This is a genomic window from Pseudomonas sp. NBRC 111119 (assembly GCF_001320125.1).
Taxonomy (GTDB): Bacteria; Pseudomonadota; Gammaproteobacteria; order Pseudomonadales; family Pseudomonadaceae; genus Aquipseudomonas; species Aquipseudomonas parafulva.
The window spans coordinates 1-24,765 of the sequence record NZ_BCAV01000029.1; the positions used below are offsets into that span (position 1 = coordinate 1).

The window sequence follows — 24,765 nt, forward strand, 5'->3', positions numbered from 1 at the left end:
CTTCGCCCAGAGGCCCCATGAACGCCTCGAAGCAACGTGAAAGCGACCTTTGGGTCGCTTTTTTCGTTTATGGGGCTGGCGGCAGGCTTTATGCACCTTTACCGAAACCTGACCAAGTCTTCACCCTTCAGCGGTTCCAGTGCCTGCCCGCTGTGTTGCACAATAGGCACCCTGTCGAGATACCCGGAATCCGCAATGACCAGATCTTCCGTCTTTGCTGCGCTCGGGCTGGCCGTAGTGCTGGCCGGTGTGGCCGGTTGCACGTCGAAAAAGGCTGCTGTGTACGAGCATGAGAACTTTGACGACTCGGGCACGTTCTCGCGCAGCTTTCCGGTAGGCGATGCCAGCTCGTGCGAGGCGGCGCGAAGGGCGCTGCTGAGCCAGGGCTATATCATCACCAGCAGTGGCGCGAACCAGGTGGTGGGCAACAAGAGCTTTCAGCAGAACAGCGATAACCACCTGCAGATCAGCTTCAACGTCACCTGTGCCCCGGATGCCAGTGACGACCAGCACTCCACCATGTTCGCCAACGCCCTGCAGGACCGGTATGCCCTGAAAAAGTCCAATACCTCCGCAAGCCTGGGTGTTGGGGTATTGGGTTCTGTGTCGATGCCGATCGGGTCCAGTGACGATTCGATGGTGAAGGTGGCAAGCGAGACGGTCACGGCTGCGCAGTTCTATGACCGCTATTTTGCCCTGGTAGAAAGCTACCTGCCCAAACCCAAGCCCAAGCCCGCCAAGGTCAGCAAGGCCAAGGTGGAGGAGGCGCCGGTGAAGGCTGAAAAACCGGCTGTCGTTCTGGGCCTGCCTGAGCAGCCAGCGGCGCCCGCCGCTGCGCCAGCATCATTGCAGGAGGCAGCGCCTGCTGCGCCGGCGAGCGAGCCGGTAAACCCGCCGGCAGCGGTGCCTGCGGCGGATGATACCCAAGGGTCGCAGCCGGTGGCTCCGCCGGCTGAAACCGCGCCTATCGAGGTGCAGCCTGCAGTCGAACCAGTCGAGACGACAACGCCAGCCCAGTGATGCTGGGTAGTCGTGGCTCAGCACCGCAGTCCGCGCACATGCCCGGTTACAGACGGCCTGCGATAAGTTTTTGAACACCTGCTACGTTTATCTCTCAAACGCTTGTCATCATTTCTTCATCCCACCTGCTTAGGTTGAAGACGGCACCGACACAGACATCATGAGAACAGGACGCAGGGCTATGGACGACTATCAGGAAGAACTTCTCGAATTCCAGGCGTATGAACTGGACACCTCGGAATCGGCAGACGACGCCACCGAGCTTTAGACGACTCGCCGCTGATTGCGGCGAAACTCCCCCGGTGTGAGCTGAGTCCAGCGCTTGAATGCGCGCTGGAAGGCTTCGGCGGATGCGAACCCCAACAGATAGGCAATCTCCCCAAAGGCCAATTCTGTGTCGCGTATGTAGGTTTCTGCCAGGTCGCGGCGGGTTTCATTCAGCAGGTCCCTGAAACGCGTCCCTTCTTCGGCCAGCCTGCGGCGCAGTGTCCAGGTGGGCAGTTGCAGCGCAACGGCCACCTCATCCAGCTCGGGTTCACGGCCCCCACTGAGCAGTGGCCCGAGCAGGTGGGTAATACGCTCGCCCAGGCTGCGCACGCGTGTCAGTTGCAGCAGTTGGGCTTCACACAACTGCTGCAAATGCTGCCAGGTGCTCGGGCAGTGCCCAGGGTTGGGTAGGCGCAACGTTTGCTGGCTAAGCCTCAGCTGGTTGTATGCAGCGCCGAATTGCACCGGGGTGCTGGACAACACCTGGTACTGGCCGGCGTAGGCGGGTGCGGTAAACTCGATTTCCAACCGCTCCGCCTGCACAGGCTTGCCGGCCAGGTCAGCCAGTTGAGCCAGCCAACCCGCAAGCAGAGAGTCCACCACGAAGCGGTTGTAGGCGTTGTAGGGGCTAATGGAATAGAAACGCAGCCATGCTCCGCTGGCGTCTTCATGAAAACTCGAGTGCCCACGGTAATTGGCGGCATACAGGGGTTCGAAGTGCAGCAGCGTGCGTGCCGCCTCACCCAGCGTTGGGGCTTGAGCCGCAGTCACCCCAGCCAGCCCTGCCTGGGCCAGCCGGCTGCGCAAACCCATGTGCAGCCCCAGTGCGGGCTCCTGGCACAGTTCTATGGCCGCGTGACCCAGGTGCATGTACCGCGGGATCGACAGGCGAGCACCGGCTTCGGCCAGGCGGGCTGGCCCCAGGCCATAGCGGCGCAGGAGTGGTTCGGGGTCATGGCCCAGCGCCCTGACGGCTTCGGCCAACGGCTGCACGAACCCTACCGACAGGTCGCCAAGCCTCACGCGAGGGCGGGCCATACACCTACAGCCATAGGTTCAGCAGACGGGCGCCGGCACTGGGAGCGCCGGTGAGCAACCGCCCAGACTGGCGTGCAAAACCCTGACCATCGGTCCCTTGCTCCCAGAACTGACCTCGCATGAACACGCTCATGCTGCCGAGCATCGGCGCCGTGGTGTCGGTGAGGCGATGCCAGGCCACTTGCTCGCTGACCTCCCCGCGCTTGAGCGGCAGGTATGTCGCCGCCGGTTGATGACGGTTGCCACGCCAGGGTGCTTGCCAGCTGCCCTTGCCCGGCAGGTACACCGGGTTCACCACCAACTCCACAGCCTGGCTGGCCAATTGTTGGTGGGTTTCCGGGTACCAGCTGTCGCTGCCCAGCAGCACCCCCAGCCGGCCGGCCGGGGTTTGTACAACGTGCAGGGGCTGTTGCCGACCGTTGTGGATGTAGCGGCGGCTCTCGCTGTCTGGATACTGCTGGCGCTGAGGCTCGCCCAGCAGCGAGCCATCGCTTGCGAACACGACGCTGTTGTTGAACAGCGGGCCGCGCCCGGCATGCAGAGCGCCCTGTTTGACATAGGGCGCTGGCAGTACGATGGACCCGGCTACCAGGGTGACACCGAACTCCCTGGCCAGGCCGCCGAACAGCTGCTGGTAATCCGTTGCCATTTGCTCTGCCTTCATACGTAGGTGGGCATCGGCGCGGCGGTCGTCGCCTTCGGCCGCAAGCATGGCCAGGCCGTAGCGCAGCGGGTTGCTCAGTTCCAGCCATTGCAGGGCTTCACGGCGTTGCGTCACCTGGTACAGCTCGTTCTTCTCGCCCCGTGCCCATAGCCAGGTGCCAATGTGCTCGGGCAGCACCACCACCGTTCTGGCATTCACCAACCCCAGTGCGCGTGCCTGCTCCAGATAGGCGGCAAGTTTGCGGTGCAGACGTTGCAGGTTCTGGTAATCACCTGGATAAAGCAGTGGTTCAACGCCAAGCAGGTTGCCACGGTCGCCGGGCACGCCTTGGTCGACCGCCAGTTCAATGCGCAGGTCAGAGAGGTAATGGCCCTCCGGGCGTTGTTGCGTCCAGAAACCGTACCCGCACAGGGCGGCAACCATCACCAGCGCCAGGGCGCTTGCCAGAATTTTTCGCATGAAGCTGTAAGGTGCCTTCAGAGCAGGGGAGGCTTAGGTTAGCCCTGCTGTACGTCAGGATCAATAACTTGTCAGTTTCAGTCATTGAGCCTGTTCAAACGGCTGTTTAATGTCGGGGGCATACAACAGCGGTGCCGCCAAAGGCGAAGTACCCGCATACCGTGATCACCTGGGAATCGAACCATGGCAACCGACCTTTACCCGCACCTGCTGGCCCCGCTGGACCTGGGCTTCACCACGCTGCGCAACCGTGCATTGATGGGTTCCATGCACACTGGCCTGGAAGAACGCCCGGGTGGCTTCGAGCGTATGGCTGCCTACTTCGCAGAGCGTGCCCGGGGCGGTGTCGGCCTGATGGTTACTGGCGGTATAGCGCCCAACGATGAGGGCGGCGTGTACGCCGGTGCCGCCAAGCTGAGCACCGAGGAAGAGGCCGACAATCATCGTATCGTGACCGAGGCGGTGCATGCTGCAGGCGGCAAGATCTGCCTGCAGATCCTGCATGCCGGGCGCTATGCCTACAGCCCGCGGCAGGTGGCACCCAGCGCGATCCAGGCGCCGATCAACCCGTTCAAACCCCAAGCACTGGACGAAGCAGGTATCGAGAAGCAGATCGCTGACTTCGTCAATTGCGCGGTCCTGGCCCAGCGTGCCGGGTATGACGGCGTAGAGGTGATGGGGTCGGAGGGTTACTTCATCAACCAGTTCCTGGCCGCCCACACCAATCACCGCACCGACCGCTGGGGTGGCAGCTACGAAAACCGCATGCGCCTGGCGGTGGAAATCGTCACGCGGGTAAGGGCGGCGGTGGGCCCGAACTTTATCATCATCTTCCGCCTGTCCATGCTCGACCTGGTCGAAGGCGGCAGTAGCTGGGAAGAAATCGAGCAACTGGCCAAGGCCATCGAGCGGGCTGGCGCCACGTTGATCAACACCGGTATTGGCTGGCACGAGGCGCGCATTCCGACGATTGCCACCAAGGTGCCACGCGCTGCATTCACCAAGGTTACCGCTAAACTGCGGGGTGCGGTCGGCATCCCGTTGATTACCACCAACCGCATCAATACCCCGGAAGTAGCCGAAAGGGTGCTGGCCGACGGCGACGCAGACATGGTGTCCATGGCGCGGCCATTTCTGGCGGACCCGGCATTCGTCAACAAGGCGGCCGCGGGCCGTGCCGACGAAATCAACACCTGTATCGGCTGCAACCAGGCGTGCCTGGACCACACGTTTGGCGGCAAGCTGACCAGCTGCCTGGTCAACCCACGTGCCTGTCACGAAACCGAGCTCAACTACCTGCCGGTGCAAACGGCCAAACGTATTGCCGTGGTGGGCGCAGGCCCGGCCGGCCTGGCAGCGGCCACCGTCGCCGCCGAGCGGGGGCATGCAGTGACGCTGTACGACGCCGCCCGTGAAATAGGCGGGCAATTCAACGTGGCCAAGCGGGTGCCCGGCAAGGAGGAGTTCTACGAAACGCTGCGGTACTTCGGCAACAAGGTGCGTAGCACAGGCGTTGACCTGCAGTTGAACACCCGCGTTGATGTACCGACGCTGCTGGCGGGCGGCTACGACGAAATCATCCTGGCCACGGGGATTGCGCCCCGTACGCCAGCGATCCCGGGTATCGAACACCCGATGGTGCTCAGTTACCTGGATGTGCTGCTGGAGCGCAAGCCGGTGGGCAGGGCTGTCGCGGTCATCGGTGCGGGGGGCATCGGCTTCGACGTATCCGAGTACCTGGTGCACCAAGGTGTGGCCAGCAGTCAGGATCGGGAGGCCTTCTGGAAGGAATGGGGCATCGACACGCACCTGCAAGCGCGAGGCGGCGTGGCAGGCATCAAGCCCGAGCCTCACGCCCCGGCGCGCCAGGTCCATCTGTTGCAGCGCAAAAAGACCAAGGTAGGCGACGGCCTGGGCAAGACCACCGGCTGGATTCACCGTGCCGGATTGAAGAGCAAGCACGTACAGATGTTGAACAGTGTCGAGTACCTGGCCATCGACGACGCCGGCCTGCACGTGCGGGTAGCAGACGGCGAGCCCCAGGTGCTTGCGGTGGACAATATCGTGATCTGCGCCGGGCAGGAGCCACTGCGTGAACTGCAGGCGGGGCTGCTGGCAGCAGGGCAGTCGGTGCACCTGATTGGCGGCGCCGACGTGGCGGCAGAGCTGGATGCCAAGCGGGCGATCGACCAGGGGTCCAGGTTGGCGGCGCGGCTTTGACCCATGCGCTTCGAGCTCCCCCAAGCCCCCCTGCAACCGCTGCACCTGCCCTGGCTGGCCAGTGCCAGGGTGCAGGTCGCTGTGTTGCGCCTTGACCTGATCGACCCGCTGATCAGCGGCAATAAATGGTTCAAGCTGCGCCATCACTTGGCGCAAGCCGACGCCAGCGCGGCCCCGGGGCTGATCAGCCTGGGCGGCAACCACTCCAATCACCTGCACGCCTTGGCGGCTGCCGGCAGGCGTTTCGGTTTTGCCACGGCTGGCCTGCTGCGTGGCCAGCCGCAAGAAACGCCCACCGTGCGCGATCTACAGGCTTTGGGTATGCAATTGCACTGGCTGGGCTACGAGGGTTACCGCGCACGGCACCAGCCTGGTTTCTGGGCGCCTTGGCAGGCGCAGTACCCAGGCTGGCATTGCATTGCCGAGGGCGGCGGTGGGTTGGCGGGGGCCGAAGGTTGTGCGCTGATCATGCAGCAGGCACATGCGGGGCTTTCGGCGATAGGCTGGGCCGGCTATGACGCCTGGTGGCTTGCTGCCGGTACGGGCACCACGCTGGCCGGCCTGGTGCTGGCGGAGGCGGGGGGGCACACTGTGCATGGGGCACTGGCGGTACCTTTGGGGTATGGCGTGCCGCAGGCGGTTCAGGCGCTGGCTGGCGACCATGGCTACCTGTTGCATGAGGCGTGCCGTGGCGGCTTCGGCAAGTTTGATGACGAATTGCTGGCCTTTATCGAAGCCAGCGAACAGGCCACTGGCGTACCCCTGGAAGCCCTCTACACAGGCAAGGCGTTGCTCGCGTTGCGCGATAAGGTAGAGGCCGGCTACTTTGCCCCCGGCACGCGGCTGGTCTTCGTGCATACCGGGGGGCTGCAGGGGCGCCGGGGTTACTTGTAGGGCAGCATGCGCAACAGGGTGTTATCGCGCTTGATGTAGTGGTGATACAGCCCGGCCACGGCGTGCAGGCCGATCAACCAGTAGCCCCAGGTGCCGATACGTTCGTGCCAGCCCTTGATGAACTTGGCCTGGTCGGGGTCCGCGCCTACCAGGTGCGGCAGTTCCAGCCCATAGAAGGGCACAGGCTTGTCGGCCGCGCTGAGGATCAGCCAGCCGGCCAACGGCATGCCGATCATCAGCACGTAGAGCAACAGGTGCATCAGGTGTGCAAGGCCTGTCTGCCAGACGGGAGGCTTGGGCAGGATGGGCGGCGTAGGGTGCACCAGGCGCATGGCCAGGCGCAGCCAGACCAGCACGAAGACGCTGAGGCCGAGCATGAAATGCAGGTCTTTCATCAGGTTGCGTTCGGCGCTGTCCCGCGGGAACAGACCGCGCAGTTCGATGCAGGCATAGACGGCAGCCAGCAGCACCAGCATCAGCCAGTGCAGGAGTATGGACGCGCGCGCGTAGTGGGGCACCGGGGTGGATGAAACCATGCGTGTTCCTCATCGTCAGGTCGGGGGTGGCGCTCTTGATGGCGCTCAGGTGCCAGTGTACCGGCAACCTCAGGCAGATCTTTGCTTCAAATCCGTGAAAATTGTGTAGTCGGGCGTCGCTCCTCAGGCGGCCGGCGCGCACGGCCAATCCTCTGGCACCACAAACACTCGCTCGGCCTCCTGCCAGGCGCCGGTGCCGTCCGGCACCAAGCGCACCAGCAATTGCGCGGGTGCATGGACAGGCAGCAAGTGCAACCAGGCCGCGAAGCGCGCCGTACCCCAGACATCGGTGGCCTCCGCCCGCGCAGGTGCCAGCCAGGCGTGGCGTGGCAATGGCTGCCAACAGTCACCTGCATGGGTGTACCACGCCGGGCGCCGCACCCAGCGCCCGCGCAAATGGTGCGGGTTTGCCCCTTCAGGCGGCTCGGCGTGCGTGGGCCATGGGTAGAACAGGTACCCGCCCATCCACACGTGCGCCTGCAGCGCGCCCACATCGAGGCTGTCCAGCCTGGCGCGGCCCTGGGCGCTGGTCGACATGGGCAACTGGTGATGCCCGAGGTGGGCGAGCTTGTTCCCCAGCCGGTCATGGCAGCCTGGCCCCAGCCAGCCATCACGGTCGGTGCCGGCCCCCTCCGGGCCGAGGTACAGCTTGATGGCAAGTTCCAGGTGGTGCACCCCGTCGCGGTCGCGCACCACTGCATCCAGCTCGCCCAGTGTGCGCCCCCCTTCGCGAATGGCCAGGTTGGCACCCAGCAGCTCCACCCCTGGCGCATGGTGCAAGGCAAACTGCCAGAGCCGCTCGTAATACATGCCCAGGCGGCGGCTGGTCAGGGTTGCCAGCCATGCCTGCAAAGGGCCATCGTCGGCGTCCAGTGCCCGCAGCCAATGCTCGAGCTGCTGCGGATGGTCCACCCACAGGCTGCCCGCCAGCGGATGGCGCTGGGGGCAAGGCGCGGCGCTGAGCAGCGGCGGCGACAGCAGCGTCCAGGCCAGGTCGCGGACGGCAGGGCGTCGTAACTGGCGTGGCAGGTGTTCAAGCTGGGCAAATGGCATCATGCTGCGAGCATAGCCGGTTTGCTGCTGCCCTGTGGTTTCGCCCATAATCGCTGCATCGTCACCCGTCGCAGAGCCTTGCAGGAGCCCCATGGAGCAATTTCGCAATATCGGTATCATCGGTCGCCTTGGCAGCTCGCAGGTGCTCGACACTATCCGCCGGCTGAAGCAGTTTCTCCTCGAGCGCCACCTGCACGTGATCCTCGAAGACACCATTGCAGAAGTGCTGCCCGGCCATGGCCTGCAAACCTCTACCCGCAAGCTGCTGGGTGAGGTCTGCGACCTGGTGATCGTGGTGGGTGGTGATGGCAGCCTGCTAGGCGCGGCCCGCGCGCTGGCACGCCACAACATTCCGGTACTGGGCATCAACCGTGGCAACCTGGGCTTCCTCACCGACATCCGCCCCGACGAGCTCGAAGAGAAGGTCGCCGAAGTGCTCGATGGCCACTACCTGGTGGAAAACCGCTTCCTGCTGCAGGCCGAGGTGCGCCGGCACCATGAAGCCATCGGCCAGGGCGATGCCCTGAACGATGTGGTGCTGCACCCTGGCAAGTCCACCCGCATGATCGAGTTCGAGATCTACATCGATGGCCAGTTCGTCTGCAGCCAGAAGGCCGATGGCCTGATCGTGGCCACGCCTACCGGCTCCACGGCCTATGCGCTGTCGGCAGGCGGCCCGATCATGCACCCCAAGCTCGATGCCATCGTGATCGTGCCCATGTACCCGCATACCCTGTCTGGGCGGCCCATCGTGGTGGATGGCAACAGCGAACTGAAGATTGTGGTGGCCAAGGACCTGCAGATCTACCCGCAGGTGTCCTGCGACGGGCAAAACCACTTCACCTGTGCCCCGGGTGACACCATCACCGTAAGCAAGAAGCCGCAGAAACTGCGTCTGATCCACCCCCTGGGCCACAATTACTACGAGGTCTGCCGTACCAAGCTCGGTTGGGGCAGCCGCCTGGGGGGCAGGGACGACTGATGCTCGATCCGGCGCGCAGTTTCGACATCATCGGTGACGTTCACGGCTGTGCCCACACCCTGGAACGCTTGCTCGACACCCTCGGTTACCAGCGCATCGGCGGCGTATGGCGCCACCCGCGGCGCCAGGCGCTGTTCTTGGGCGACATCGTCGACCGCGGCCCACGCATTCGCGAGGCCCTGCATATCGTCCATGGCATGGTCGAGGCGGGGCAGGCGTTCTGCATCATGGGCAACCACGAGTACAGTGCCCTGGGCTGGGTGACCCCGGCGCTGCCGGGCAGTGGCAAGGCGTTCGTGCGGGAGCACACACCACGCCATGCGCGCCTTATCGACGAAACCCTCACCCAGTTTGCCCAGCACCCCGGCGACTGGCATGCGTTCGTCAACTGGTTCTATCAACTGCCCCTGTTCATCGACGCCGGCCGTTTTCGCCTGGTGCATGCCTGTTGGGACGCCAGCCTGATCGACCCCCTGCGCCAGCAGTACCCGGATGGTCGCATCGACCAGCACTTTCTCCAGGCCTCGGCGGTGAGCGGCAGCTTTGCCGCCAATGTCTGCAACCGGCTGCTGCGCGGTACGGACATGCGCCTGCCTGACGGCCTTACCCTGACCGGGGGCGATGGCCTGACCCGCGCTTTCTTCCGCACCAAATTCTGGGAAGAAGACCCGAAAACCTACGGCGACATCGTGTTCCAGCCCGATGCCCTGCCCGCCGAAGTGGCCAGCACGCCGCTCAGCCACAGCCAGAAAAACGCCTTGTTGCGGTATGCCGAGGACGAGCCGTTGCTGTTCGTCGGCCACTACTGGCGCAGCGGGCGCCCGGCGCCGATTCGCAGCAACCTGGCCTGCCTCGACTACAGTGCAGTGCTGTACGGCAAGCTGGTCGCCTACCGGCTGGATGACGAAACCCGTATCGACCCGCACAAGTTCGTGTGGGTGGATGTCGACCGACCACAGGCAAGCCAATGAACATTATCGAAGTGATGCGCCTGCCGCTGGCGGTGGACCTCAGCGGCTTCATCCAGTTGCTGCAGCGTCTGCAGGTGCCGCACCGGGTCAGCGAGGAGGGTGAGAGCCAGGTGCTCTGGGCGCCCGATACCCTGGCCGAGCAAGTGCAACAGCTGTACCAGCGTTACCCGGACGGCGATGCCGATCTGCAACTGGCCGACCCTGCCGACGGGCCAGATGCAGGCGAACGAGCGCCCGCACAGCCATCCCTGGCTGCCCAGGCCAAGGCCTGCAAGGTCACCGCCCTGACCTTGCTGCTGTGCCTGGTGGTTGCCGGGCTGACCGGCCTTGGCGAGAACTTCACCACCCTGCGCTGGTTCACCTTCCTCGATTTCCGGGTGCAGGGTGATTACCTGTATTTCCGCCCGCTGGCCGAAGGCCTTGCGCAAGGCCAGTGGTGGCGGCTGGTGTCGCCCATGCTGCTGCACTTCGGTGTGCTGCACCTTGCCATGAACAGCCTGTGGTTCTGGGAGTTGGGCAAACGCATCGAGCTGCGCCAGGGGGCATGGGCGCTGCTGGGCCTTACCCTGCTGTTCAGCGTGGTGTCCAACCTGGCGCAGCACTTCACCAGCGGGCCAGGCTTGTTCGGCGGCTTGTCAGGGGTACTGTACGGGCTGCTCGGGCACATCTGGTTGTACCAGTGGCTGGCGCCCAACCGTTACTTCGCCCTGCCCAAGGGCGTCCTGGTGATGATGCTCATCTGGCTGGTGGTGTGCCTCACCGGGGTAGTCGGCACGCTGGGCCTCGGCCAGATCGCCAACGCGGCACACGTGGGCGGGTTGCTCATCGGATGCCTGACCGGGCTCTTGGGCGGGGCGCTGGCCCGGCGTAAACTGTCGGCTTGAATCAGGAGACACTATGTCCACTTTCGCGCAAATGATCGAAAACATCACACCGGAAATCTACGAAAGCCTGAAGCTGGCCGTGGAAATCGGCAAATGGTCCGACGGGCGCAAGCTGACCGCCGAACAGAAAGAACTGTCGTTGCAGGCGGTCATCGCCTGGGAGATAAAAAACCTGCCCGAGGACCAGCGTACCGGTTACATGGGCCCGCAGGAATGCGCGTCCAAGTCCGCGCCTGTCCCTAACATCCTGTTCAAGTCGGACTCGGTACATTGATCGAACTCGCTCGTGGCTCGTTGAGCAAGATGGCTGTCAGCCTTGCAGCCCCTGTTGTGCAGTACAGCTTTCGCCTGGGCGATACCCAGGTACCGGTCAACCCGCTGATCGGTCAACGGGTGCGCCTTGAGTACCTGGGCGCCATTCACTGCAGCCACTGTGGCAAGCGTACCAAGACCAGCTTCAGCCAGGGTTACTGCTACCCGTGCATGACCAAGCTGGCCCAGTGCGACATCTGCATCATGGCGCCGGAGCGCTGCCACTACGACGCAGGCACCTGCCGCGAACCCTCCTGGGGCGAGCAGTTCTGCATGACCGATCACGTGGTCTACCTGGCCAATTCCTCCGGCATCAAGGTTGGCATCACCCGCGCCAGTCAACTGCCCACCCGCTGGCTCGACCAGGGTGCCAGCCAGGCACTGACGATTCTGCGGGTTGCGACCCGCCAGCAGTCCGGGCTGGTCGAAGACCTGCTGCGCAGCCAGGTGCCTGACCGCACCAATTGGCGGGCACTGCTAAAGGGCGATGCCGAGGTGCTCGACCTGCCGGCGGTGCGTGATCAGGTGCTGGAGGCGTGCGCGCCTGGCCTGGCCGAGCTGCAGGCGCGCTTCGGCTTGCAGGCCATTCAGCCGCTCACCGATGCTGAAGTGGTGCACATGAACTACCCGGTCGAGGCTTACCCGCAAAAGATCGTGAGCTTCAACCTGGACAAAGACCCGGTCGTTGAAGGCACGCTGCTGGGTATCAAGGGCCAGTACCTGATCTTTGATACCGGCGTGATCAATATTCGCAAGTACACGGCCTATCAGTTGGCCGTGCTCCAGTAAAAAGGACCTGCACATGCGTACCGAACAACCCCAAGTGATCTACCTCAAGGATTACCAGGCGCCCGATTACCTGATCGACGAGACGCACCTGACCTTCGAGCTGTTCGAGGACCACACCCTGGTGCATGCGCAACTGGTGATGCGCCGTAACCCGGCGCAGGGCGCCGGCCTGCCGCCCTTGCAGCTCGACGGCCAGCAGCTTGAACTGCTGCGCGCAGCCCTGGATGACGAAGCGTTGCAGCCAGGTGATTACCAGCTGGCCGCCGACAGCCTGACCGTGCAGCCCAAGGCCGAGCGTTTCACCCTCGACACCAGCGTCAAGATCCACCCCGAGAGCAACACCGCGCTGGAAGGCCTGTACAAGTCGGGCAAGATGTTCTGTACCCAGTGCGAGGCCGAGGGCTTCCGCAAGATCACCTACTACCTCGACCGCCCCGATGTCATGAGCACCTTCACCACCACGGTGATTGCCGAGCAGCACCGCTACCCCGTGCTGCTGTCCAATGGCAACCCGGTGGGCAGCGGCCCGGCAGAAGATGGCCGCCACTGGGCCACCTGGGAAGACCCGTTCATGAAACCGGCCTACCTGTTCGCGCTGGTGGCAGGTGACTTGTGGTGCGTGGAGGACAGTTTCACCCGCCAGTCGGGCCGCGACGTGACCCTGCGCATCTACGTGGAGCCGGAGAACATCGACAAGTGCGACCACGCCATGGTCAGCCTGAAGAAATCCATGCGCTGGGATGAAGAGGTGTACGGCCGCGAGTACGACCTGGACATCTTCATGATCGTCGCGGTGAACGACTTCAACATGGGCGCCATGGAAAACAAGGGCCTGAACATCTTCAACTCCAGCTGCGTGCTGGCCCGTGCCGAAACCGCCACGGATGCTGCGCACCAGCGGGTTGAAGGGGTGGTTGCCCACGAATACTTCCACAACTGGTCGGGCAACCGTGTCACCTGCCGTGACTGGTTCCAGCTGTCGCTCAAGGAAGGCTTCACGGTGTTCCGCGATGCCGAGTTCAGTGCCGACATGAACTCGCGCACGGTCAAGCGTATCGAGGACGTCGCCTACCTGCGCACCCACCAGTTCGCCGAAGACGCAGGCCCCATGGCCCACCCGGTGCGCCCTGACAGCTTCATCGAGATCTCCAACTTCTACACCCTTACGGTGTACGAGAAGGGCGCGGAGGTGGTGCGCATGGTGCGTACCTTGCTGGGGGCAGATGGCTTCCGCAAGGGCAGTGACCTGTACTTCGAGCGTCACGATGGCCAGGCGGTGACCACCGACGACTTCATCAAGGCGATGGAGGACGCGAACGCGGTAGACCTGGCCCAGTTCAAGCGCTGGTACAGCCAGGCCGGTACACCACGGGTGGAGGCCACCGACGCCTACGATGCCACCGCGCAGACGTACAGCCTGACCTTCCGCCAGAGCTGCCCGCAGACGCCGGACAAGGCCGAGAAGCTGCCGTTCGTGATCCCGGTTGAGCTGGGCCTGCTGGATGCCCAGGGTAACGACCTGCCCCTGCAACTGGCCGGGGAACCGGCCGCGGGCGGCACCACGCGGGTGTTGTCGGTAACCGAGGCCGAACAGACCTTCACCTTCCAGGGCGTGCAAGCCAAGCCGCTGCCGTCGTTGCTGCGAGGCTTCAGCGCGCCGGTCAAGCTCAGCTACCCCTACGACCGTGACCAGTTGATGTTCCTGATGCAGCACGACAGCGACGGTTTCAACCGCTGGGAGGCCGGCCAGCAGTTGTCGGTGCAGGTACTGCAGGAACTGATCGGCCAGCATCAGCGTGGTGAAGCCCTGACGCTGGACCCACGGCTGATCACTGCCCTGGGCACCGTGCTGGGCGACGCCTCGCTGGACCCGGCCATGGTGGCTGAAATGCTGTCGCTCCCTGGTGAGGCCTACCTGACCGAGATCAGCCAGGTGGCGGATGTGGACGCCATTCACGCCGCACGCGAATATGCGCGCCAGCAGATCGCCGAGCAGCTGTTCGATGCCTTGTGGGCGCGCTACCAGGCGAACCGCGAGGTGTCCCGGAGCACGGCGTACGTTGCCTCTGCCGAGCATTTCGCCCGCCGCAGCCTGCAGAACATTGCCCTGTCGTACCTGATGCAGACTGGCCGGCCCGAGGTGCTGCAGGCTACGCTCGAGCAGTTCGAGCACTGCGACAACATGACTGAACGCCTGACGGCACTGGCAGTGCTGGTCAACTCACCGTTTGAGGCTGAGCGGGCCAAGGCGCTGGAAACGTTCGCCGAACACTTCAAGGACAACCCGTTGGTCATGGACCAGTGGTTCAGCGTGCAGGCAGGTAGCACCTTGCCAGGTGGCCTGGCACGCGTGAAAGCTCTGATGCAGCACCCGGCGTTCACCCTGAAGAACCCGAACAAGGTGCGTGCGCTGGTGGGGGCGTTTGCCGGGCAGAACCTGGTCAACTTCCATGCTGCCGACGGTTCGGGTTACCGCTTCCTGGCGGATCTGGTGATCGAGCTGAATGCGCTGAACCCGCAGATTGCTTCGCGCCAATTGGCACCGCTGACCCGCTGGCGCAAGTACGACGCCGCCCGCCAGGCGCTGATGAAGGCCGAGCTGCAGCGGATTCTCGCCTCTGGTGAGCTGTCCAGTGATGTGTATGAAGTGGTGAGCAAGAGCCTGGCCTGAACCGTGCCCCCGCCGCGCAAACCCTTTTATGCCAATCAGGGCATGACGGGGTTTGTGTGGGGGCAATTAACAAAACATAACGTCCCCCCCGTTGCATCCCCGCTACCACCCCTCCTACGATCCACGCAAACCCTTGCAGGCCTCGGCCCGAACTGCTGCACGGCGCCTGCAACGCACAGATCCACCCAACAATAACAACGACGGGGGCAGGGATGAGCTTGAAGCCGATTGCGGGTGCGCTAGTGATGATGCTGTGGGGGGCAGGCGCCGTTACTGCCGCCCCCGCCGAGGAATATTCCACCGAGTCGGCCCAGGCCACTCAGAGCCTGCTGATCGATGCCACGCACGCCGGCAAGCGCCTGGTGGTCGTCGGTGATCGGGGCCATATCCTGTTCTCGGACGACCAGGGCAACACCTGGACCCAGGCCCGCGTGCCGACCCGGCAATTGCTCACAGCCGTGTTTTTTCTCGATGAAAAGCGGGGCTGGGCGGTAGGCCACGATGCGCAGATTCTTGCCAGTACCGATGGCGGCGCCACCTGGAGCAAGCAGTTCGAAGACCTGGCCCGCGAAGCCCCGCTGCTGGATGTCGCCTTTACCGATGCTCAGCACGGGTTCGCCGTGGGTGCCTACGGTGCATTCCTCGTAACCACCGATGGCGGCCAGCACTGGCAGGATGTGGCTGAGCGCCTCGACAACCCCGATCAGTTGCACCTGAACGCGATCACCCAGGTGCGCGAAGCCGGCCTGTTCATTGTCGGCGAGCAGGGCGGCATGTACCGCTCGGCAGACAACGGCCAGCACTGGACGAAGGTGCAGGGCCCTTACGAGGGGTCGCTGTTTGGCGTGATCGGTACGGCGCAACCCCGTACCCTGCTGGCGTTCGGCCTGCGCGGCAACCTGTTCCGCTCCACCGACTTCGGCGACACCTGGCAGCCCATCGAACTGAAAGCCGCCCGTGGCGAGCTGCAGTTCGGTCTGGCCAGCGCCACACTGCTGGATGACGGCACCGTGGTGCTGGTGGGCAATGGCGGCAGCGTGCTGCGCAGCACCGACGATGGCCAGCGCTTCACGGTCTACAACCGAGCCGACCGTATCGCCCTGTCTGGCGTCAGCGCTGCGGGCGAGGGCGGGCTGCTGCTGGTAGGGCAGGGTGGTGTGCACCTGGCCAATGCCGAAGGCGCCGACGGTGCCCCCCGCGAGGTGCGCCCATGAACAGCAAGGAGAGCCTGCCCATGCAGCCGCACCATCAGGACAAGGCCACACTGCTCGAGCGCCTGATCTTCAACAACCGGCCCGTGGTCATTACCTTGTGCGTGCTGGTCAGCATCCTGCTGTTCTGGCAGGCCACGCAGATCCGCCCTTCCACCAGTTTCGAAAAGATGATCCCGCTGCAGCACCCATTCATCGAGCAGATGATGGAGCACCGCAACGACCTGGCGAACCTGGGTAACACCGTGCGGATTTCCGTGGAGGCGGTCGAGGGTGACATCTTTGACAAGGCCTACATGGAGACCTTGCGGCAGATCCATGACGAAGTGTTCTACCTGCCGGGTGTCGACCGTGCCGGGCTCAAGTCTTTGTGGAGCCCCAGCGTGCGCTGGAGTGAGGTCACCGAAGAGGGCTTCTCCGGTGGCGAAGTGATCCCCAACACCTACGACGGCTCGCAGGCCAGCCTCGATACACTGCGCGACAACGTGCTGCGCTCCGGGCAGGTTGGGCGGCTGGTGGGCAACAACTTCAGGTCGAGTATCGTCGACGTGCCCTTGCTCGAAAGCTACCCGGACCCGCAGGACCCAGGCCGCCAGGTCAAGCTCGACTACCAGCAGTTCTCGCACCAGCTTGAAGAAAAGATCCGCGACAAGTTTCAGGCCCAGAACCCCAATGTGAAGATTCACATCGTCGGCTTTGCCAAGAAAGTCGGCGACCTGATCGATGGGCTGGTGATGGTGGTCATGTTCTTCGGTGTGGCGTTGGCGATCACCTGGGTACTACTGTACTGGTTCACCTGGTGCATCCGCAGCACCATTGCCGTGCTTGTCACTACCTTGGTGGCGGTGGTCTGGCAGCTCGGCCTGATGCATGCAGTGGGTTTTGGCCTGGACCCTTATTCGATGCTGGTGCCGTTCCTGATCTTCGCCATCGGCATCTCCCACGGGGTGCAGAAAATCAACGGCATCGCCCTGCAGTCCAGCGATGCCGACAATGCCCTGACGGCGGCGCGGCGCACCTTCCGGCAGCTGTTCCTGCCCGGCATGATCGCCATTCTGGCCGATGCCGTGGGCTTCATCACCTTGCTGATCATCGATATCGGCGTCATCCGCGAGCTGGCCATTGGCGCGTCCATCGGGGTGGCGGTGATCGTGTTCACCAACCTGATCCTGCTGCCGGTAGCCATCTCCTACGTGGGTATCAGCAAGAAAGCCATCGAGCGCAGCAAACGGGACGCTACCCGTGAACACCCGTTCTGGCGGCTGTTGTCGAACTTCGCCAGTGCCAAGGTGGCGCCGGTGTCGGTGGGCCTGGCGTTGTTGGCCTTCGCCGGCGGGCTGTGGTACAGCCAGAACCTGAAAATCGGTGACCTCGACCAGGGCGCGCCAGAATTGCGCCCCGACTCGCGCTACAACCAGGACAACCACTTCATCATCAGCAACTATTCCACCAGTTCCGACGTGCTGGTGGTCATGGTCAAGACGCCGCCAGAGCACTGCTCAGTTTACTCGACCCTGGCGCCCATCGACGAATTGATGTGGACGATGGAAAACACCCCGGGTGTGCAATCGGCCATCTCCCTGGTGACCGTGTCCAAGCAGGTGATCAAGGGCATGAACGAGGGCAGCCTGAAATGGGAAACCCTCTCGCGCAACCCGGATGTGCTCAACAACTCCATCGCCCGTGCAGACGGGCTGTACAACGGCGACTGTTCGCTGGCGCCTGTGCTGGTGTTCCTCAACGACCACAAGGCCGAAACCCTGGAACGGGTCACGGCGGCCGCCAAGGCATTTGCCGAAAGCCACGACAAGGAGGGCCTGCAGTTCCTGCTGGCGGCGGGCAATGCCGGCATCGAGGCCGCGACCAACGAGGTGATCAAGTCGGCCGAGCTGACCATCCTGGTGCTGGTGTACATCTGCGTGGCCATCATGTGCCTGATCACGTTCCGTTCGTTTGCCGCCACCCTGTGCATCGTGCTGCCGCTGGTACTCACCTCGGTGCTGGGCAATGCATTGATGGCCTACATGGGCATCGGCGTAAAAGTCGCCACCTTGCCGGTGGTGGCGCTGGGTGTAGGTATTGGCGTGGACTACGGCATCTACATCTACAGCCGCCTGGAGAGCTTCCTGCGGGCCGGCCTGCCGCTGCAGGAGGCGTACTACCAGACCCTGCGCTCCACCGGCAAGGCGGTGCTGTTCACCGGTTTGTGCCTGGCCATCGGTGTGTGCACCTGGATTTTCTCTGCCATCAAGTTCCAGGCAGACATGGGCCTGATGCTGACCTTCATGTTGCTGTGGAACATGTTTGGCGCCCTTTGGCTACTGCCCGCCCTGGCGCGGTTCCTGATAAAACCGGAAAAAATGGCAGGCAAGGCCGGGGGGTCAATCTTCGCTCACTGACAAGCTGTTGCCATGGAGCTTGATCTCGGCGGCTTCAGGAGCCTCCAGCCTCCTGAAGCTGCAATCCGCGGTGCTTGATTAGGGCTATAATTCCCCCCTTTTACCCCGGTGCCCCCCATGTCTGCTCTCGCAACCGCCTTGACCACCTGTGACATGATCCTCATCGATGGGCTGCATGCCTTCGACTTCACCTGCGATGAAAACGGCCTGACCATCGAATGCATGGATGGCCGGCAGCTCCGTCGCTGGGTATTCACCGCCGATCAGGTGGCCGCAGCCTCCCGTGAAGGGAACGACTGGTGCATCGCTGCTGCCGAACGTGAGCATCGGCTCACCTGCCTGGATGCATTTCGCGCACCGGATGAAGACGACCATGAACCGGACCTGGAAGACACTGCTGACCGCTAGCCTCATGCCTATGGTGCTCAATGCCCAGGCGGCTACGCTGCTGGTGGGCAGCTACACCGACAGCCCCAGCAAGGGCATCTACCGCTACGCATTCGATACCACCACCGGCAGGATTACCCCCGCGCCACTGCAGGTGGTGGAGAGCGTCAGCCCGTCATGGCTGGTGCTCTCGGAAGACAACCGGCAACTGTTCGCGGTCAATGAAACGCCCCAAGGCCATGTGAGCAGTTTTGCCGTTGCCAGCGACGGCGCCATCACCTTCGTCAACCAAGTGTCCAGCCTGGGTGACGAGCCCACCCACGCCAGCCTCAGCCAGGACCAGCGCTACCTGTTCGTGGGCAATTACTCGGTCAGTGCCGAAACCGGCGGCAGCCTGGTGGTGCTCCCTGTAGACAAGCACGGCAAGCTCGGGCCTGCGGTGCAGCAGGAGCGGCACGTGCCCAGTGGCGTCAACCCCGAACGCCAGGCCGGTGCCCATGTGCATGCCATGGTGCCATCACCGGATGGCCAGCATGTGTATGCCAGTGACCTGGGCGCAGACAAGGTGTTCATCTACCGCTATGACGGCGCCAGCCAGGGCCACCCCTTGTCCCCCGCCATTCCCCCGGCAGCTGCCTTGCCACCCGGCAGCGGCCCCCGTCACCTGGTATTCGATGCCAAGGGCAGCCATGCCTACCTGACGCTGGAGATGAGCGCCGAGGTGGTGGTGTTCGATGTGCAAAAAGGCGCGCTGGTGGAACGCCAGCGCCTGCCATTGACCGAGCGGCCTGAGGCAGCAGCCAAGGCCGCTGGCGGTTTGCACCTGTCAGCCGACGGTCGGTTCCTGTACGTCAGCAATCGCGGCACGGTGAACCAGATAGTGGTGTTTGCGGTGGGCAAGGATGATGGCCGGCTGGCGCTGGTGCAGCGCCGCTCCGTAGAGGGTGACCACCCCCGTGAATTCACCCTGGACCCCAGCGGCAATTTCCTGCTGGTCGCCAACCAGAAAAGCAACGAGATCGTGGTGCTGCACCGCGACCCGCTCAGCGGCACGCTGGGCGAGGCGGTGCAGACACTGCACCAGCCCGCGCCCTCGGACCTGAAGTTCATTCCCTAGCCGTTAGCCGCACACTTCTACGTCGCTGAGGCCATTGCCCTGGCGGCGAACCTGGATCTGCACCGGGATGCGCTCGTGCATTTCCTGCACATGGGAAATGACCGCCACCTTGCGGCCCTGGGCCTGCAGGCCATCGAGGGCATCCATGGCCAGTTGCAGGGACTCAGGGTCGAGGCTGCCAAAGCCCTCATCGATGAACAGCGATTCGATACGCAAGGTGCTGGACGCCATCGACGCCAGCCCCAGGGCCAGGGCCAGCGACACCAGGAACGTTTCCCCGCCTGACAACGAATGCACCGAGCGCAGCTCATCACCCATCTCGGTGTCGAGCACCAGCAGGCCCAACGCGCTGCCACCACGCTTGAGCCGGTAGCGACGCGCCAACTGGCGTAACTGGGCATTGGCATGGTGCAGCAGCAGGTCGAGGTTGTAGCCCTGGGCGATCTTGCGGAATACGTCGCCGGACGCCGAACCGATCAGGCTGCTGAGCCGGGCCCAGCGTTGCCACTGCTGGCGGGCCTGCTCGATCTGCCCGGCCAGCGCCTGGTGGGCCTCTTGACGGCGTTGGTCATCGGCCTGTTGCCCGCGCAGTTCGGCGCACTGCTGTTCGTGGCTGGCCAAACGCTGTTGCACATCGCCCAAAGCCTGTTCAAGCGCCTCGGCAGCGCTGTCCACCGCCATCTGCGCGGCATGCTGTTGCAGGCGTTGTTGGCGTTCCTGCTGGAGCACACGGCCCTGCTCAACGGCCTTCTCAGAGGCCTGCAAACGGGTGCGCAAGGCATCGACTTGCCCATCGTCCATCCCCAGTAGCCGTTCCAGCCCGCTGTCGTCCAGCTCGGGATGGGCGCCGCGCCACTGCTCGATCTGCGTTTGCAACGCCTGGGTTTCCGCCTCGAGGGCCTGGTGCTGTTGAGTGTTGGCGCCAAGTTCGCTGGCCAGCTGCACGCCTTGGGTGCGCAGGGCCTGCAGGCGCTGGGCGGTTTCGGCCTCCAGCGCCCGGGCGTGCTCCACCGCGGTTTCCATGTGCTGCTGCCAGGCCTCAGCGCTGGTGTGGGAGGCTAGCAATTCACTCAGCGATGCCTGGGCCTGCTGGCGTTGCGTATCCAGGCTGGCGAATTTCTGCTGTTGCTGCTGCAGGCTCGCAATGCGCGTTTGCTGCTGGTCGTTCAGCTTGTCGAGTTCGGCCTGGCGGGTTTGCAGGTCCTGCTGTTCGTCCTTGCGCCGCTCGACCTGCTCCAGGCGCTGGGCAATCTGCTGGTCAAGGACGAGGAAGGCATTGGCGGGGTCTTCCTGCAGGGCTTTCACGGTGCTGGTAGGCAGCACGCTGGCCAGGTCGCTCAACCCTTGCTCCAGCTGCTGCTGGTCAGCGGCCAGTGCCTGGTGCTGCTCGGCCAAGTGGCGCTGTGCCTGCTGCTGGGCTTCTTGAGCGGCGTGTAGCTGCTGGGTCAGCTGCGCTGCATCCTTTTGCAGGGCGAGCAGGGCACGCTGGCGCTTTTCGTCGCGGTCAATCTCGTCGGTGAGGCGACGCAGTTGGCCGTCGAGCCAGGTGCTGCGGGCCTGATCGTCCTGGGGGGCGAGTGCGTGCCACAGGCTGTGAGACTGCATCTGCGCCTGCAGTGGCTGCAAGTGCTCGGTCAGCTGCTGTTGCTGCTGGTGCAGCTCCTTGAGCTGGGCGTTGATGACGCCCAGTTGGGTGCGCAGCTCGACCAGTTGGGCGCCAAGGGTATCGACCTGCTGCTGCGCGCTTTGCTGCTCTGCCTGGTCGTTGAGGTCCAGGCTCTGGAGCAAGGCGTCGGGCTGGTGGAACGGGTGCTCGGCGCTGCCACACACGGGGCACGGCTCGCCCTCGTGCAACTGGCTGCGCAGCTCCTCGACGCTGGTGTGGCGGGCCAGGCGCTGGCGCTCCAGCAATTGGCGGGTCAGGGTAAGCCCCTGTTGCGCGGCGTCCAGTTCAGCCTTGGCCGCGGTGCCTTGGGCAATCAGTTGCTGGCGCTGCTGCATGGCCTGCTGCTGGCGCTGGCGGGTGGTGTCCAGTTGCTGGCGCAGCTCGTGCTCGCGGGCATGCAGGCGTGACAGCTCCTCGACTGCGCGGTGCTGCTTGCGGTTGTCCTGCAACATGCCGCCCAACAGGTCGACTTGCTCGGCCAGTGCGTGGGGTTCGGCATTGGCTTCGCGGAACAGCAGGTCGAAAGCATCACGCTTGGCCTGCCACTGGGCGGTTGCCTGGCTGGCCTGGGCCTGCAGCCCCGGCAGCTCTTCGCGGCCCTTGGCCAACCGGCCCCCCACCAGCATCACTTGCTTCAACTGGGGCAGGTAGGCTTGCCAGGCTTGTGCCAGCTCAGCCAGGTGCTGGCTGCTGGAAAGCGCGGCATCGATCTGCGCCAGGTTCTGCTCGCTGCGCTGCTGGTTGGCCTGCAGTTGCTGAACCTGCGCCTGGCCCTGGGTGACTTCCTGGTCGGCCTGCAGCTGGGCGGCATGCTGCGCTGCCAGTTCTTGTTCAAGCCTTGCCACGGTGTCCTGGGCGGCAAAGGCCTGACGCAAGCGCGGGGTGCTCTCGCTGTAATGGGCCTGGCTATCGACCAAGGCCTTGGCTGCTGCGGCGAGTGTTTGTTCGAGTGCAGCGGCATCGCGCTGCAGTTGCGCATCCTGCTGCTGTTGCTGGCCGATTTTCGACGCCATCGACGCCACCTGTGCGCTCAAGGCCTGCCGGCGGATGAACGCATGGCGTTGCGGGGCCAGGTGTTGCAGGCGCTGCAGGTCCAGCCGGGCATCGGCCAGTTGCTGCCACTGCTGCTCGGCGGCCTGTAAAGCGCTACTGGCTTCAGTCAACTGCATTTGCAGCTGCTGTTGCTCATGCAGCCAGGTGCGTTGCAGTTCCAGTTGCCGCTCGGCAGCCTGATCGGCCTTGAGCTGTTGCTGCGCCTGCTCCAGGTGCTGGTCGAGCGCCGCCCGTGCTTCGGCAGCCAGAGGCAGGAGGTGGCTGGCACGCTCCTTCAGCGCATTGTGGGCATCGCCGGCTTCGCGTGCCTTGCTGAATGCGCGTTGGCCCAGGCGAGTATAAATAGACGTGTTGGTGAGCTTCTCCAGCAGTTCGCTGCGCTCACGGTCGTCGGCTTTGAGGAAGGCGCCGAATTCGCTTTGGGCCAGCATCACTGCCCGGGTGAACTGCTCGAAATTCAACCCCAGGCGTGCCTCTACCAAGGCTTTGTACTCATTCTTGGCGCTGGCCAGCACCTGCTCACTGTCGAGGTCGTAGAAGCTCTGGCGGCTGAGTTGCAACTTGCCGTTGGCCTTGTCGCGGGCGCGGTTGGCTTCCCAGCGGGCGCGGTAGCGACGCCCGTCGATGCCGACGAAGTCCACCTCTGCAAAGCCGCTGCCGGTGCCCCGGCGCAGCAGGTTGCGCGGGTCGGAGGTGGGTATTTCACCGTCTGTATCGGGCACCTTGGCTTCACGGCCAATGTCGTTCAGCCGTGGCACCGTGCCGAACAACGCCAGGCACAGGCCATCGAGCAAGGTGCTCTTGCCGGCGCCGGTTGGCCCGGTGATGGCGAACAGGCCGGCGCTGGCCAAAGGTTCACGCGTGAAGTCGATGTCCACGGGGCCTGCCAGCGAGGCGAGGTTCTTCAAACGAATGGCGAGAATTTTCATGGCTGTTCCTCTTCCTGCAGCACGTCTTGCAGCAACAGGGCGAAGTCGGCCAGCGCCTGCTCGTCGGCAGGCTGGCCGTAGGCCTGTTCCCAGGCGCGGCCAAACAGGTCGTGCGGGGTCATCTGGGCCAGTTCGACAAAGGCCTGTTCGTCGTCATCGGCCTGGTGGCGCCCGGCGTATTCGACGCCGATGCGGATCAGCCGCACAGCCTTGCCTTCAAGCGCGGCCTCTATCTGCTGGCGCAGGTCAGGTTGCGGCTCGTCCAGCACAACCCGCACTTCAAGCCAGGGCTTGCGGTTGGGGTCATCCAGCAGGTCGATCACCGGCAGGTCGGCCAGCTGCGCCAGCACCTCGCCCAGCGGCGCCGGGCCCAGGCGTTGCAAGGCCACGGCACGTGGCACCGGGCGCGGCTCCACACTGACCAGCGCGGCACCGTCCAGCTCCACTTCCAGCACCTGATGGGGGTAGTTGACCTCGGCAAACGACAAGGGGATGGGCGAGCCGCTGTAGCGGATGCGGTCTTCGCGGTTGACCTTTTGTGGTTTGTGCAGATGGCCCAGCGCCACGTAGCTGATCGCTTTGTCGAACAGCCTGGCTGGCAGCGCTTCGGCATTGCCGATGATCAGGCTGCGTTCGGAGTCTTCCGACACCGCGCCGCCGGCCATGTGCGCATGGCTGATGGCGATGAGCGCCTGATCCTTGCGGCGCCTGGCCTGGGCTGCGGCGATCAGCTGCTGGTGCACCTGGGTGATGCCCTGCAGGTAATCGTCGCCCAATTGCAGGCCGGTGACTTCGGCCGGGCGCAGGAAGGGCAGGGCCAGGCACCATGCCGTGACCTTGCCACGGCTGTTGGTCAACGGGATGAGTAGCCGCTCGGCATCCAGCTGGCCTTCATCCAGCCAGTGCACGCGGCCCAGGGCGTGGGTACGCAGGCGGCGCATCAGCGCCGCAGGTAGCTCGATGCGCGAGCCGGAATCGTGGTTGCCGGCGATCATCACGATGTCCAGTTTGGGCTGTTGCTCATGGGCATTGACGATGAAGTCGTACAGCCGCTCCTGGGCTTTGACCGGCGGGTTGACGGTGTCGAAGATATCGCCGGCAATCAGCAGCGCGTCGGGCTGACGCAGTTGGAGTTGGCCGAGCAGCCAGTCAAGGAAACAGGCGTGTTCGAAGTCGCGTTCCTGGCCGTGCAGGCTTTGGCCCAGGTGCCAGTCGGAGGTGTGAAACAGACGCATGGATGACC

At 64.0% G+C, this 24,765-nt stretch carries 19 protein-coding genes; 13 read left to right on the forward strand and 6 right to left on the reverse strand.

Features of this window, described 5'->3' with window-relative positions:
* Positions 1-195 precede the first annotated feature (195 nt).
* The gene (locus tag APH25_RS12220) at positions 196-1,020 is read left to right on the forward strand and encodes a DUF2242 domain-containing protein (protein ID WP_060482119.1); all 825 of its coding nucleotides are present in this window, start codon (positions 196-198) and stop codon (positions 1,018-1,020) included.
* 264 nt (positions 1,021-1,284) lie between these two features.
* Here the strand turns inward: APH25_RS12220 and APH25_RS12225 are convergent, their stop codons facing one another.
* Positions 1,285-2,325 (reverse strand): AraC family transcriptional regulator, encoded by a 1,041-nt coding sequence (locus APH25_RS12225; protein WP_060482120.1) that lies wholly within the window; start codon positions 2,323-2,325, stop codon positions 1,285-1,287.
* A gap of 4 nt (positions 2,326-2,329) precedes the next feature.
* Positions 2,330-3,448 (reverse strand): nitrilase-related carbon-nitrogen hydrolase, encoded by a 1,119-nt coding sequence (locus APH25_RS12230; protein WP_060482121.1) that lies wholly within the window; start codon positions 3,446-3,448, stop codon positions 2,330-2,332.
* A 183-nt stretch (positions 3,449-3,631) separates the two neighbouring features.
* Here APH25_RS12230 and APH25_RS12235 point away from each other — a divergent pair, with 183 nt between their 5' ends.
* Together APH25_RS12235 and APH25_RS12240 are read left to right on the forward strand one after the other, a co-directional pair.
* Complete coding sequence (locus tag APH25_RS12235) at positions 3,632-5,668, forward strand: NADPH-dependent 2,4-dienoyl-CoA reductase (RefSeq protein ID WP_060482122.1); 2,037 nt, start codon at positions 3,632-3,634, stop codon at positions 5,666-5,668.
* Between the two features lie 3 nt (positions 5,669-5,671).
* Entirely contained in the window at positions 5,672-6,562 is an 891-nt protein-coding gene (locus APH25_RS12240; RefSeq protein ID WP_060482123.1) for a 1-aminocyclopropane-1-carboxylate deaminase/D-cysteine desulfhydrase, read from the forward strand.
* On the opposite strand, the gene APH25_RS12245 is transcribed toward APH25_RS12240, so the two are convergent.
* A complete protein-coding gene (locus APH25_RS12245) occupies positions 6,553-7,098 on the reverse strand; it encodes a cytochrome b (RefSeq protein WP_060482124.1) in 546 nt (181 codons plus the stop codon). The genes APH25_RS12240 and APH25_RS12245 overlap by 10 nt on opposite strands.
* Positions 7,099-7,221: 123 nt before the next feature.
* Positions 7,222-8,199 carry a DUF1853 family protein gene (locus tag APH25_RS12250; RefSeq protein ID WP_177331175.1) on the reverse strand — a complete coding sequence of 326 codons (978 nt, stop codon included), beginning with the start codon at positions 8,197-8,199 and terminating at the stop codon, positions 7,222-7,224.
* Between the two features lie 43 nt (positions 8,200-8,242).
* On the opposite strand from APH25_RS12250, the gene APH25_RS12255 reads away from it, so the two are divergent.
* The 10 genes from APH25_RS12255 (at position 8,243) to APH25_RS12300 (ending at position 19,874) form a co-directional block, all read left to right on the forward strand.
* Positions 8,243-9,133: an NAD(+) kinase gene (locus APH25_RS12255; protein WP_028632385.1), complete on the forward strand. Its 891-nt coding sequence runs from the start codon at positions 8,243-8,245 to the stop codon at positions 9,131-9,133.
* Complete coding sequence (locus tag APH25_RS12260) at positions 9,133-10,104, forward strand: metallophosphoesterase (protein ID WP_028632386.1); 972 nt, start codon at positions 9,133-9,135, stop codon at positions 10,102-10,104. Before APH25_RS12255 ends, APH25_RS12260 begins: the two co-directional genes overlap by 1 nt.
* Entirely contained in the window at positions 10,101-10,988 is an 888-nt protein-coding gene (locus APH25_RS12265; protein ID WP_060482126.1) for a rhomboid family intramembrane serine protease, read from the forward strand. Before APH25_RS12260 ends, APH25_RS12265 begins: the two co-directional genes overlap by 4 nt.
* Before the next feature lie 13 nt (positions 10,989-11,001).
* Positions 11,002-11,262: a YeaC family protein gene (locus APH25_RS12270; RefSeq protein ID WP_028632388.1), complete on the forward strand. Its 261-nt coding sequence runs from the start codon at positions 11,002-11,004 to the stop codon at positions 11,260-11,262.
* The gene (locus tag APH25_RS12275; protein WP_060482127.1) at positions 11,259-12,089 is read left to right on the forward strand and encodes a DUF2797 domain-containing protein; all 831 of its coding nucleotides are present in this window, start codon (positions 11,259-11,261) and stop codon (positions 12,087-12,089) included. Before APH25_RS12270 ends, APH25_RS12275 begins: the two co-directional genes overlap by 4 nt.
* 13 nt (positions 12,090-12,102) lie before the next feature.
* Positions 12,103-14,760, forward strand: coding sequence for an aminopeptidase N (gene pepN / locus APH25_RS12280; protein WP_060482128.1), 2,658 nt, complete (start codon positions 12,103-12,105; stop codon positions 14,758-14,760).
* A gap of 245 nt (positions 14,761-15,005) precedes the next feature.
* Positions 15,006-15,974 carry a YCF48-related protein gene (locus tag APH25_RS12285; RefSeq protein ID WP_256217522.1) on the forward strand — a complete coding sequence of 323 codons (969 nt, stop codon included), beginning with the start codon at positions 15,006-15,008 and terminating at the stop codon, positions 15,972-15,974.
* A 20-nt stretch (positions 15,975-15,994) separates the two neighbouring features.
* Positions 15,995-18,370 (forward strand): RND family transporter, encoded by a 2,376-nt coding sequence (locus APH25_RS12290; RefSeq protein WP_060482196.1) that lies wholly within the window; start codon positions 15,995-15,997, stop codon positions 18,368-18,370.
* A 117-nt stretch (positions 18,371-18,487) separates the two neighbouring features.
* On the forward strand, positions 18,488-18,778 hold the full coding sequence (locus APH25_RS12295) for a DUF5629 family protein (RefSeq protein ID WP_060482130.1): 291 nt from the start codon (positions 18,488-18,490) through the stop codon (positions 18,776-18,778).
* Positions 18,744-19,874 carry a lactonase family protein gene (locus APH25_RS12300; protein ID WP_177331176.1) on the forward strand — a complete coding sequence of 377 codons (1,131 nt, stop codon included), beginning with the start codon at positions 18,744-18,746 and terminating at the stop codon, positions 19,872-19,874. The genes APH25_RS12295 and APH25_RS12300 overlap by 35 nt, the downstream gene beginning before the upstream one ends.
* Positions 19,875-19,877: 3 nt before the next feature.
* Here APH25_RS12300 and APH25_RS12305 read toward each other — a convergent pair whose 3' ends face one another.
* Positions 19,878-23,522 carry an AAA family ATPase gene (locus APH25_RS12305; RefSeq protein ID WP_060482132.1) on the reverse strand — a complete coding sequence of 1,215 codons (3,645 nt, stop codon included), beginning with the start codon at positions 23,520-23,522 and terminating at the stop codon, positions 19,878-19,880.
* On the reverse strand, positions 23,519-24,757 hold the full coding sequence (locus tag APH25_RS12310) for an exonuclease SbcCD subunit D C-terminal domain-containing protein (protein WP_060482133.1): 1,239 nt from the start codon (positions 24,755-24,757) through the stop codon (positions 23,519-23,521). Before APH25_RS12310 ends, APH25_RS12305 begins: the two co-directional genes overlap by 4 nt.
* Between the last annotated feature and the right edge of the window lie 8 nt (positions 24,758-24,765).